The sequence below is a fragment of the Stieleria varia genome, from assembly GCF_038443385.1.
Taxonomy (GTDB): Bacteria; Planctomycetota; Planctomycetia; order Pirellulales; family Pirellulaceae; genus Stieleria; species Stieleria varia.
Window position 1 is genome coordinate 9,639,658 of sequence record NZ_CP151726.1, and the last position, 12,840, is coordinate 9,652,497.

7 protein-coding genes are annotated in these 12,840 nt (G+C 54.2%); 2 read left to right on the forward strand and 5 right to left on the reverse strand.

The window, feature by feature from the left end; all coding sequences use genetic code 11:
- Nucleotides 1-18: 18 nt before the first annotated feature.
- Nucleotides 19-1,158: a helix-turn-helix domain-containing protein gene (locus Pla52nx_RS32580; RefSeq protein WP_197455042.1), complete on the reverse strand. Its 1,140-nt coding sequence runs from the start codon at nucleotides 1,156-1,158 to the stop codon at nucleotides 19-21.
- A 202-nt stretch (nucleotides 1,159-1,360) separates the two neighbouring features.
- Nucleotides 1,361-2,299, reverse strand: a complete 939-nt coding sequence (locus tag Pla52nx_RS32585; RefSeq protein ID WP_342190307.1) for a hypothetical protein — start codon at nucleotides 2,297-2,299, stop codon at nucleotides 1,361-1,363.
- A gap of 431 nt (nucleotides 2,300-2,730) precedes the next feature.
- Between Pla52nx_RS32585 and Pla52nx_RS32590 the strand changes: the two genes are divergently transcribed.
- Complete coding sequence (locus Pla52nx_RS32590) at nucleotides 2,731-4,308, forward strand: ISKra4 family transposase (RefSeq protein ID WP_197455184.1); 1,578 nt, start codon at nucleotides 2,731-2,733, stop codon at nucleotides 4,306-4,308.
- A gap of 114 nt (nucleotides 4,309-4,422) precedes the next feature.
- On the opposite strand, the gene Pla52nx_RS32595 is transcribed toward Pla52nx_RS32590, so the two are convergent.
- Together Pla52nx_RS32595 and Pla52nx_RS32600 are read right to left on the reverse strand one after the other, a co-directional pair.
- Nucleotides 4,423-7,806, reverse strand: a complete 3,384-nt coding sequence (locus tag Pla52nx_RS32595; protein WP_146523034.1) for a serine/threonine-protein kinase — start codon at nucleotides 7,804-7,806, stop codon at nucleotides 4,423-4,425.
- Nucleotides 7,807-7,905: 99 nt separating this feature from the next.
- A complete protein-coding gene (locus tag Pla52nx_RS32600; protein ID WP_146523033.1) occupies nucleotides 7,906-8,502 on the reverse strand; it encodes an ECF-type sigma factor in 597 nt (198 codons plus the stop codon).
- 555 nt (nucleotides 8,503-9,057) lie between these two features.
- Here Pla52nx_RS32600 and Pla52nx_RS32605 point away from each other — a divergent pair.
- Entirely contained in the window at nucleotides 9,058-9,429 is a 372-nt protein-coding gene (locus tag Pla52nx_RS32605) for a hypothetical protein (RefSeq protein ID WP_146523032.1), read from the forward strand.
- A 30-nt stretch (nucleotides 9,430-9,459) separates the two neighbouring features.
- Here the strand turns inward: Pla52nx_RS32605 and Pla52nx_RS32610 are convergent, their stop codons facing one another.
- Nucleotides 9,460-12,771, reverse strand: coding sequence for a hypothetical protein (locus Pla52nx_RS32610; protein ID WP_197455041.1), 3,312 nt, complete (start codon nucleotides 12,769-12,771; stop codon nucleotides 9,460-9,462).
- Nucleotides 12,772-12,840 lie beyond the last annotated feature (69 nt).

A 12,840-nucleotide genomic window follows, 5' to 3' on the forward strand; every position in this document is an offset into this window, starting at 1 on the left:
AGTCATGCTTGTTTCGAGTCATGCACGCTGCGTGCCGCCTTGCCTGAGCCGGAAATGACGAGGACTGATTCCCTGGCAATTCTTGAAGAAACTCGAAAAGCTTGAGATGGAGTCAAACCCACACGCTTGCCCAACCTCCGATATGGAGTCGGACGTCGTGAGCAACAGACGCATGGCGTGACGAAGTCGTACCTCGCGAATCATCTCTCCCGGCGAACAACCCAGGACCTCTCGGAAGTGTCGCTCAAAGGTCACGCGTGATGCCTTTTGGGTCGACAGCACGTCTGACACGGTGATGCCACGAATCGCGTTTTTCTCGATGTACCGCATTGCCATCGCAACAGCAGGGTCGGGATTTCGCGCAGCAGTTGTGTCTCTTGGCACAACGCCATCTGCGGGCAACAGGATGGCGGTCGTCGGTTCTGACTGCCCTCGCAAGATTCGATGCAACAGCCGCGCCGCTCGGAAACCCAACTCCTTTGTCGGTTCAACGACGGCCGAAATACGATGCGTCGGTAGTCCACAATCAAGCGAGTCTCGCGCCGAAACAAGCGAAACCTGATTAGGAATGTTGATTCCGAGTCGGTCGGCGATTCGCTTCACCAAGATCGCCACGCGCTCACACGAGGCGACGATTCCCAGCGACTCAGAGACGCCCATCCAATCAGCCAACGCATCAATCGAGCCCTGTGAGATGCCATAGACATGATCTGGGACGAGCTCAATCGGAACGACGTCAAACGGCATCCCCAAACCAACAGCCTTTCTCGCTAGTGTTCGTGAAAGGGCATCCTCAGGATGGCTTGTGACCAACGCGAGTCGTTTGATCGAGGAGGCGTGCAGTTGGCCCAGGGCCAGGTCTGCGACGCTCTCTGGATCTACCCCCAAGCTCGGGTACTGAGGGTGAAGTGATCCCAGATTGACGACCGGCCGAAAACAACCTGGTAGCGATGCGGCTGAAGCGAATCCCGCACATTCCAGACATGTCAAAATGCCGTCCACTGCGGTCTCGCGGAGGCCGTGCAGCCATTGCTCCGGCGCACCGGTCAGCACATGAACGTCCCAGTCGGGCGCCAATTGGGCGTAGTCAAAAATCCCCTCGATCGCCGAAAAACGACGGGTCGTCGAGTCGTTCAATGCAACTGCGATCACAGACATCTTGAATCGGGAATCGGCCTCATCGGAATGCATTTGACGCAAAAAGCCCGCGTTTTACGTCAAACGCGTCATCAGGCGTCGGTCTCTGCCATCTTTGGCAAAGACGGGTACATCAGATAAAAGGGATTTCGATTCGAAAGTGTGTCATGGCTCAGCGGATTTTTCCCAAAAAAACTTGCTCCTTCGCGTCGCCAAATCCGGCTTATCGATCGTCGGCGATGCCGTTCTTGTCTTCGTCGACGACGCCCGACATGGGATCGCTGGTGACGGCTTCCCATGCGATTTTGCGAAACGCTCGATCCAGATCTTCGCTCGGATAGCCGTTTTTGCGAGGCAATGGAATCTCATTCTCGATCAGTTCAGGCGAACGACCGTACAGCGTCGCATAAAACACATAGCCCTCCAGCGACTCTAACCCAGGCCCCAAGTGCCCGAGTCGGTCTCGCCACAGCGAGCGATCTTTGCCACCGATCGCCTTGTGCAATCCTTGGACACCGGGCAGCTCACCACGATGGTAATACTCGACCGCGATCACCATGGCGCGTGACGTCGGCAACACGAACACACAGTCTCCGTACTTGGCATTGAGTTCACGGATGATCGGCCCGTACGTTGCACGCTTCTCATCATGCATTCGAGCGATAACTTCATCGGTCAATTCGTCTTCGCTCTTGGGAACAGGATTCAATTGATCCAGTTGAGGCCACGCGTCCGAGAGATAGAACTTCATGTCCTGCTGGTGTTTGCGACAGAAGTCGATCCAGCATGCGTAGTATTCGGTTCGGTCGTTGTAGTAAGGTCCCCACATCATCGCATCCCATTTCGCGCACGCGATGGAACACAACAGCTTGGGAACCGGTTTTTTGTCAAACCCAAAGATCCCGTTTTCCTCTTCCCATTTGTAGCGCGAGCTGCCAGTGATTCCACCTCCAACGTGCAAAACAGGTGCCGGTTGCTGCAGTCCAGCGGCTCGCGTAATCAGTGGCAAGGTCGAGTAGCCCGGCATCATGAAACTGTGGCCGGTACCCACGATCCTCAGAGAACCATCCGTCGGCTCTTCATACGAAGTGATGACATCGCCTTTTCGCTTGCTGGATTTCTCATAGATTTCCACCATTTCGTCTGCCGAGCAGTAACACACAGCGTGCTGGGGAAATGCCTCTGACTGCCATCCTGGATCCACAAAGAAATTGGTTTTGACAGCACCCCGCAAACGGGAGCCCGCTCGGGTCGACTCCGCTTCCAACGTTGCCGACTGAGCAAATACAATTACGGACGTGAGCGACAGACAGATGCAGCAAAGACTCCTGCACAGGACGGAAAAGAGGGTCGGAAGTGACCGTTTGGCAAACTGCGGGGAACTCATCATTTCAATCCCTCAAGTTGGATTCTGAATCAGCGGCACTGATTGTAGCAACAGAACGCGTGCACCGTTGTCAACATCTAGGAGAGTGTGACCGGCAACCCGCGAGGCTTCTGCGGAGCATTGCGGAATCTGGGTAAACAAAAAGCGGCCAACCTGCCATGATTTGGGTTCTAACTTCCAGGTATCAAAGGCAGGAGGCCGCTGAAATGAGCGTCGAACATTCAAGCGATATTGACAACCCCACTTCGTCTTCTTTTCCGCAGTCGCCCGAGCAAATCGCCGAGAAACTGCAGCAGTGCGGCGACACCATCCGAGAACACGTCGTCAATGCTTCTAAATGCGGCCAGTCTTTCGATGAAACAGAGCGTGCCGTGTGGAATCTTGTCTTGAAAACCGGCTTTCTGGCGATGGAGCTCTTCACCAAACTCCAAGGCAAGGGGGACCTTGGTGATCAAGCGGTCAGCGAATCAGGCAAAACACTGCGACGCAGCGAGAAACCGACCGACACGGTGGTTCGGTCGATTTTCGGTGAACACGCCTTTCAACAGTACACCTACAGCCCGGGAAAGAACAAGAGAATCGAACTGCATCCGATCAGCGCCCGCATGCAACTGCCGGAGCACCGCTGGTCGTACCTGCTCCAAGAGTTCTCCCAAATGTTCTGCGTCGAATCCGCATTCAACCAGGCCGCTGATAATCTCGAACTCGTTTTCGGAGCGAAATTCTCGATCGACACGCTCGAACAGACCAGCCAGAGAATGGGGGTCCAGGCCGATGCCTTTCTGGACGACTTGCCCACGCCCAAAAAGAAGGATGAAGCCGAGCTTCTCGTCGCTTCGGCCGACTGCAAGGGCGTTCCCTTGATCAAAGACGATGCCGCCAAAGTTGCTGCTTTTGAGACAGCAAAGAAACGGCCCGGAAACCGTCGCATGGCAACGGTCACGAGTGCTTACACCGTCGATCCCTATGTTCGCACAGCCGAGCAAATTGTCGCTGCCTTGTTCCGTGATGACAAAGAACCCGGCACGCAATCACGCAAGAGCAAAAAGAAACGACCGCGGCCAAAGCACAAGCACACATCGGCTCACTTTCCCGCGACCTTCGTGGACGACGATACGGAGGTTCCCATCAGCGGTATCCACGAGGGGATCGCATGGCTCGCAGATCAAGTCAGTGTCCGCCGAAAGAAACTCCAAGTGATCATTCTGTTAATGGACGGTCAGCAGAGCCTCTGGGAAGTCGCGCAGTTACACTTAGGCGACGATCCATTAGTGGTGCCAATCTTGGACATCATTCACGTAGCGACTTACGTGTGGGAGGCTTCGTCATTGTTCGAGAAATCCAGCGAAAAGCGAGCAGCGTTTACGCGGGAGCGATTGCTGAAAATCCTGCGTGGTGAGGTCAACGGGGTGATCCGAGGGCTACGTCGAATGGGTTCGCTTGGGAAACTCAAGGGCGATAAACTCAAAGACCTTCGACGCATCTGTGGTTACTTCGAGAAACACAAGGATCGGATGCGTTACGACGAATATCTTGCTGCAGGCTACCCGATTGCCTCGGGTGTGATCGAAGGCGCGTGCGGGCACTTGGTAAAGGACCGCATGGAACGAAGCGGGATGCGTTGGACGCTGGAAGCTGCACGGAGCATGCTCAACGTGCGGGCGGTATTTCAGAGTGACTACTGGGATAAATTCTGCAAACAGCGAGTCACGGAGTTGAGCGAGAGCACCCATCCAAACCGTAACATGGTCTGCCACTACACTCCGCTTACCATGGCATGTTAACCGGCGGGTTGCCGGTCACACTCCATCTAGGATGGCTAGAACGGTTTATACGGAAGCCTCTGATCCCAAAGAACGTTCTGTCCTAGGTCCTGCAAGTCGATCGACTTCAGTGAATCACTCGCGGTCGGCAAGCACGGGCTCAAGGACTCCACCGTCCCAGACGATCTGACACTGCGGAATCTCTCGATGAAGCTGTTGCACGCGTTCCTCGGTCACGTTTGTTCGTGCCAAATCGAGCTGGATCAGTTGGCGATGCTCCTTGATAAGATCGAGTGTTTGATCACCGATCGACGTGTCGGCCAAGAGCAACACATTGAGTTCAGGCATGTCCTTAACAAATCCCATGTCCTCGTCGCTGAGCATGTTCCCTCGCAGATTGAGACGTGTGATCCCCGCACCGACGAGTTGGCTAAGTCCGTCGCCTGTGATTTTGTTTTTCGGAATGCCCAAAGAGAACCAATTGTGATGCTCCAGCAACATTCCAAGTTGAACGTCATCCAATCCGACCTCGTACAAAACAAGCGACTCCTCTGGATTGGTTGACTGCACGATCCGCAAGCCATCGGCATTCAAATTCGTTTGGTCAATCTCAAAGTTTTTGAATTTAATCCCTTCTAAGACAGCTATGCCTCCGGATGTAATCGCGGTTGAGGTCAGGCGAAGATTACAAAGGGGCCATTCACTCCGGCGTTGTCGTAAAAGTCCGGCGAGTGACGCGAGTTTTTCGTCTGTGAACTCATTTCCATTGAATGAGAGGAATACCAGCGGCCATGTCACAAGGTGTGAGCGTTTCGCCAATGCGTCTGGAGCCTTCAAAACGAAATAACCTCCTGAATGCATCTCCGATGCCGCCGCGACGTCCGGTGATACGATATCGCCTTCGGCATAGAACCCAACTTCGCCGCCGAGTTGCAGGATCTTCGTAAAGTATTCTTGGTCTGTGATCGGAATTTCTTGGGTCTTTGCGGGATCTTCCTTCGACGTTCCTTCCGCTTCAACTTCGCCGCCGTCCCACAGAATATGACATTGCGGCAAACTTTTATGCAAACGTTCGATGCCTTTTTGCGTGACGTCGGTTTCGTTCAGTACGAGGTAGGTCAGTTTCGGGCAGGAACCGAGGACTTCACAGATTGCATCGGTTATCGGATTCTTGTTCAGATACAATGCCTCAAGCGACTCCATTGTGGGCAGGAAACCCAGATCGGTATCGATCAGATTGTTGTCACCAAGATTGAGGACGGTGAATGAAGTCGCCCTCAAACACTGCAGTCCTTGACGAGTGAACTTGTTGCCCTGCACATGAAACCAAGGACATTTTGCATTTTTAACAAGAAGCGACAAATCTTGGTCATCGATGCTTGCTGAACTCACGACCAGTGCACTGGTTGGTTCAAACGACGAGATGATTTCGACACTTGTTTTGTCGAGCGCGGTTTCGTGGATCTCAAAACTCCACAACTTCAGTCCGCGCAGGGCAGCGATTCCCTTGTTCGTCACGCCAGTGGAGTAGAACCTGACCAAGCAGCGTTGATAGTCGATCGGTCGCTGAAGCAATATTTCGCTCAGTCGCGCCGCTTCGTTGTCAGAAAAGGATGGACCTCGAAACGTCAGAAAAATGCTCGGATGTTTCATGAGGACGGGAGCAGTACCAAGTTTCTCTGGCTGATCAATGACATAGTCCAAAGAGCCCAACTGCGTGGATGCAGAGAGAACCTGTGGCGTAAGAATGGGGTCATCATCAATGGCTTGCAACAGGATATGCGCACCGATCTCACGGAGCGCAGTAAAGTAGTCACGATCCCCGCGAATCTGTCCAACCGCTTCGTCATCATTCGCGGACGTAGTACTTGGATTCTTTGGCTCCCACCAAACCTCGACTTCCTTTCTCTCACCAGTGACAATTTCGAATCGCTTCATCTCTGCACGAAATCCCTCATCGTTTGTGACCACAAACTCGTAGTCGCCCGGGCGTAGAGGCTCCGTCTTTGGCTCCGCGTCCAATGTGATCGTGTAGTTGGCTCCCGTTTCAACATGACGGAGCTTGACGGTCTTTCCCTGGGATATTGTTTCAAAGTCTTCGTTGCTGACCTTCACCACCAGCGTTCCGTTCTTGGTCTCTACTTTAAAAATCCCGAGTGCACCCATTGCCCAAAGTGCGCCCAACAGGACCACCAACGAACTGATCAACACCAGCACGGGAGTGAGCAATCCAGAGGAGCTCTGCTTTGCTAACGCGGGTGACGTCATCGAGACTGGGCGAGGTATCTCCTTGGTCTCCGCATGCTGAAACTGTCGCTTCAGTTGCTCACGTTTCTCTTGGAGTCTCGTTGCGATACCAGCTAGTTCGTGGTCGACGTCTGAGGCAGACAAGTAACGATCGTCAGGATTCTTTTTAAGTAGTCGACCGATCACACCCGATAGCGCAGGATCGAGATCGGGACAGACTTCGTCAATCGGTCGGAACTTGGCTTCCGAAACCGCGATCAGCGTCGCGGTCAGATTGCCGCCTTCGAATGGCGGCTTGCCACTTGCAAGTTGATAGAGAACCGCCCCCAAAGAGAACAAATCGCAACGTTGGTCGACTGGCTCCCCTTTGGCCTGTTCTGGCGACATGAACTTCGGCGTTCCCACGACCATACCGCTTTGGGTCAGCCCCGCGTTTTCTTCGTGAGTTCTCGCCAAACCAAAGTCAAGGATTTTGATTCGGTTGGTCGAATCTTCGATCCAGATATTGTCAGGTTTAATGTCGCGATGAATCAAGCCTTGCTGATGAGCTGCCGAAAGTCCCGCTGCGATCTGGCTGCCGATCCTTGCGATCTCGGAATCGTCTGCTCGCTCGCTCTTTTGCAGCATTTGCTGCAGCGAGCAACCTCGCAAGTAGCGCATTGCAATGAATGGCAAACCGTTGTCTTCGCCCACTTGGTAAATGGAAACAATGTTGTCATGTTCGATGGCTGCGGTTGCTTTGGCTTCTCGCAAGAATCGTTCTTTGGCCACACGACTGGCGGCAATGGAGGGCTTCATCACCTTGACTGCAACCATTCGTTCAAGCCTCGTGTCTTCGGCACGAAAGACGATGCCCATGCCACCAGCACCTAGGATTTCCAAAATACGATAATTGCCCAGTCGACCCAGCTCGTCTGGCAACTCGGCTGGGCGTAGAAAGTCCAGGTCGCAGTCTGGCCACTGCTTGCCGTCTGACGTTTCAACTCGCTCGTGGTTTGCCGATGCAAGGGTCTCATCCGTTTCGACCGTGTCGATTTCGCATTGAGACTTCACTTCGCGTTCAGAACCAATATGCGTCTTTTGCACCTCAGCTCGTGCGTTCGCCAATCTGCTTCGATATTCTTCGTCGACCTCGAGCAAGGCGTTCTGCAATTCGACGCGGTGCGCAGGGTCAATTTGCGCGACAAACTCGCCGATCACTGGTTCGTCACCCTGCTGCCATACCGCTTCAAAGCGATCGCAGATTTCATCGATTTGTTGTCGGACGGACATAGAAACAGACTTTTGATGTCAGAACTCTTGATGTCAGAAATCGGAGTAACCAAATATCACATGACCAACCCGGAAGGTTTGGGTCCAGGTTGCTCGAACTTATTCGTCAGATTCTAGCCATCTTTCCTTGATAAGCCCGATTTTCCGTTTCACTGTGCTGCGAGCGAGTCTTAGTCGGTCAGCAATCTCGTTGATCGTGTAACCTTCAAGCTTGAGCACGGCGATTCTCTGTAGGGTTGGATCGTCCAATTGGTGGAGTCTTTCGGTTCCTTCGAGGAGCAGGCTTGCCAAGCCCGCGTCGCCGGCAACTCCTGAAAGCCCTGCGCCCGCCTTTCCCGCAATATTGTTGAAGACCGATTCACCTCGCACAGCGTCGTGTCCGCGTTTCTGGGCGTTTGCGCGACGACGCTGAGCTTGAGCTTTTCGAATGACGATGGTCAGCAACAGACTCCAAAGCTCGTTTCGATTGCTGAGCTCTTCAAATCCTCCGCCTTCGGCTCGACGAAAAAAACTATGCATGGCGCTGAGCGCCACGTCTTCCTCGTCCGAGGAACGGGTCGATACGCCACCGAGATTGCGTTTTGCGACCGCCTTGAGTCGCTCAAAGTAGTTCTCCCACAGCGCCGCACTGGCTTCATCATCACGTCCCGATTTGATCCTCTCGATCAGCATGCTGATTTCTTCGTCGGAATTCAAAAGTCCGCTCGCATTTGCAGGTCAAGTTTGGTTGTGTCGGTTGCCAAAAGTCCGACAGAAAAAATCTCGATCCGGTGGCCCCCGATTGTCGCAGATCTGCATGGACACGGTAGATGGCACATTTGCCATGCGTAACGCCGTTCTCCAGGAGACACTCCCTGCGATCCAGACTCTCGCTCGCACACCGACGCCAACTTCGAAAAAAGAGGCTCACGAGACTCAACGGATTTCGCCAAATCACCGGCATGGCAACGCAATCAACACCCTGAATGTCTCACGAGTCATACCCAAACGCCTCCTGTTTGGGCGATAGATGCCTGTGATGGAGGCATCTTAGGTGACCTGAGCTCGATCCCAGGAGGAGCGAACCGACTTAGTGGACCAGAATCAACCTTTGCAAGGCGGTTAGAGAGCGACCTGCCTCATTGGGGCAGAGTCGGCGAGAATCACGGTGCGTGGTACAAGCATTGCTTTCTGAAGAATGCTTTTCTCGATGCTGCTGTGGCATCGGTGACGAAAGCAACTCATCTAGTCGCTGATTCCGTTGTGATCTCCATGGCAATCCAAGCAATTCCGTTGCTCGACGAACCCCAAGGACCTCCGTCCTGGTTTCGAGTCGATGCAGGTCAACCGTGTGAGCTGACCCTCGAACTCACGGATAACGCCGATGGCAGACGAATCGACTGGGCAGGTCATATCCCCCGGTTTCGGGTATACAGTCAATACATTGATCGGCAAGTGGTGGTGGAAGTGACAGATCCCGAGCGTTGCCGATTTGAGCCCGACGGTATCTGGAAACTGGAGTTGACCGCCGAAGAGACCGCTGCGTTACCACGTGGAGGCATGGTCTACACCTTGGAACACCGCAACTCATCGGGTGACTGGCAGATGGGCATCCAAGCGGGCATCAGCTGCCGCGACGCTTAGGCACTTTGCCCGTGCGTCGATCAGTCCATGTCATTTCGACTGATAGAACTCTCGCTCTGAGCGCAGACGCATCGTTTTATTGAATTCAAAGGGGTCCGGTTTTTCAATTCCTGATTCAAGAATTTCGGCCCCTTGAATCGGCTGATAGTTCTTAGAAATCTGCTTCGCTTGCTGAACAGCGTCACTCCAAATCGATCCTTTACTTGCGCTGTCTGAAGCCATCGTGGGGGACATCGCAACGCTTGGCGTCGAGCTATCCGCCCCTGCGGAGTAGGTCTGCATTGGAACAAAGTGAGCGAACAGTTCGCCGGTTCTGCCACTGGTGACCATGGCGAGCAATTCTTTGAGCTCGGGACTACGCTCAACCTCTCGCTTGAGGTTTTCGTCCGCCGCCAATTTGCTCGCCGCGATCATCAAAACGAGCGGTATCTTGGTTCTCTCTCGAACTTCCTCATCGCCGGGCGGTGAATCGCTCTGCAAATCCTCTTCGAGTCGTTGAACCCATTTCCCGGAGGTCTCGACCAACCGCGAGAAACTCAGCTCTTGAGACCTAGAATCGCTTCCAAATTTCCGTCGTGACTGAAGCGCTTGCTGGTAGGAATCACTCATGAGTTCCAAAGAGGTCCGCCAATGATTGCGCTGCACCAAGAACTGTGCGATCACACGGGCTTTGCCTTGCGGTCCGAGGGCAAAAGCGGTCATGACTTGGTCATCCAGGTTGGTGGAATTGCAGGTCAAACGGTCTCCTTTACAAGTGGGATCATTGGGCGACTCCTGCAGGACGCGCAGACAGCCCGAGACAAATTCCATCTGTTCATCGGGCGAGATCGTTAATCCCAGTGGAGACATCGAGGCCAGATCAGTCTGCTGCAGAAACGTTCTTGCCAAGAAAGCGGAATGATCATCGCTGAGTAGTCGCTCCATCTCGCGAAGGTAGCCGTCGCTGGTGCGAAGCGCCGTGGTGTACGACGCCGATCCGAGCGCTCCGATCGGTTGCGTGATCGCTCGAAAGGGATCGCCCGATGGCGAGCGACGACTGGGCTTGGCACCCGAATCGATCTCCACAACGATAACACCTCGCTGACGCAGTTTTCCCATCAATCGCGTGGCGACATAGTTTGCCCCGGAATCGGCCTCTCTGGCGAGAGCTTCGATCAACGCGTGAAAGGTATCCAGTCCGGTGTTGTCAACGATACCGCCATCAAGGTAGTTCAGCACCTTGGTGCGTTTGGGATCCAGATTCGTCGGATCGGGGACCTGAATCGAGGTCGGACGGAAACCGAATGGAAAACTTGATGAAATTCGAACGGCTCGTCCAAGAGTGATATCAATCTCACGCTCGGGGTCGAGAGATGAGAGGCTGTACGGCGAGTATTCGACCGCGCGCACCGAGCGGCCTGAATCCTGATACTCAATCCGGTCCAACACTCCGGCCGCCGGTAACAGATTGTGTGGTAGCGGTGGGTAACCGATCACCATGCGACGCCCATGTTCGATGTCCGTCGCATTGACCAGCAACATCGGCTGGGCCTTGGGGTCCCAAGTGCTGCGCCAGGTTTTTCGAGACATGTCTGCCCAACCGAACTGTGCATTCCAAAATTGGTACAGCGATTGCCCTCGCGGTTCCAGCGGCACCAAAACGCCTCTCAAAATGGGCGCCATGTAGTCGATACACATCTCGTCAATGAATTTGGATCGAAAGACCGATTCGACCAAGGGGTCATCGGTGATCAGCGGATCGAGAACCGCTGCAACATCGGTGTGGTTGGACCCCTGATCGTCGTGATATCGTTGATCGATGGAGAGCAACTGCTGACGTGCTTCTCGGAGCGATTTCAACTCGCTGTCGTTTCCTGACACATTCCCAGCTTCTTTGATGAGTTCCTCAAAGACATCATCCGCACGTTTGACGAGTTCGTGAAAGTCGGTGTATTGAAGATCACCGGGGTTGGAATACTTGGGAAGCTCACCGCCGGCCAACTGCACATAGCGAGCGGAGGCGAGAGTGCCTCCAGAGACGCAACTGATTGCCAAGACGTGGTCTCCCCAAGTCCCTTTGGACCATCGGATAGTGTCTCCTGTGTCCGCAGTGTCATCGGCGACCAGCGGAATTCGCATGGGTTCCTCGTGCAACATACTGAGGACCATTGATGCAAAGAGCGCCGCTCGGGAACCACCACCGCTTGCCGCGACCAGCACGACAGGCCCGTCGTCCATGTTGTCCAAGCGTGTTTCCAGATCGGTGTACCAGGGGTCGATAACGGACACCTTCGCTTGTTTCGCTTCCTGAGCACCAACGTCGACGGACTCGTCTTGAACTGCCAACAGACTTGCTTTGGAAACCTTGTCCGCGGCACGCTGAGGCCCCGTTGCCCAAATCACTCCAACCACCAGGAACAGGGCTGTCAGCCGCCAAGGCCAATACGTTTTGTGGTCCAAGTAGTCGATCAATGCACAGACCAAGATCGCGATGCTGGCAATCTCAAAAATGGCCCAAACGCTATACAGTCTCAGTGAAGCGAGAGGAAAGCCTTTGACCGCCGCGACCCACAGAACTTCGCCGATGAGCAACGTCAGAGACAGATAAGCCAACACCCGACCACTGACCTGCCATGCATGGCGATGGCGTTGATTCGTGCTGTCCAGGGTCCCTGAACTGCGAGCTTTTTCATCGCTGACGGTCATCAACTCAGGCCCGAGTGACTTGCCAAAGAAGAGCCAAACGCCGATCCAAAACACAGAAACGGCGAGCATTCGGGCGAATCCTCCGGCGAGCGGCCAAGGCTGCCACTGGAACGTCCCGCTGGAAAGGAACACCAGCCAAGCGGCTCCCAAAATCATGAGGGTCGCGGGAATCACGTACCCCAGCACGCTGCTACCCAGCTTTGAAAGCCTCGCCGCCAGTCCATTGAGCCACCCCAGTGTGATCCAAGCAAACCAGCCAATGGTGAAAAACCAAAGCGGGTTCTGACGACTCATGATGGACGGCCAGATGAAGCCGCAGATCGAAATCGCGGCTCCGCCGGCAACGACGACTAACGTTGCCAGAAAACCCCACCACTGCGTCGTATCCTCGGGAAACTGAACAATCAAGTTCCTCACTTGCGAAACACGCCAGAGCAAAGCGAGAACACCGACGACCGCGACGAAAGTCAGGAAGTGACGACGCAACCGAGTCTTGAACAGATGCAAAATGCCATTCATGCCAGTGGCGGACTCGGCGACGGTCTCCATTTCTCGCGATCTTCGATCACCTAACGTCTCAGGATCGCCTGACGTCGCGGGATCATCTGGCGTCGCGGGATCATCTGGCGAAACGCTGTTATCGGATGAAGAATTCATCGCTCTAGGCCCCATTGCTCTTGATGATGGACGATGCGTGTGCACGGTCACCAACCGACGGTACATTCA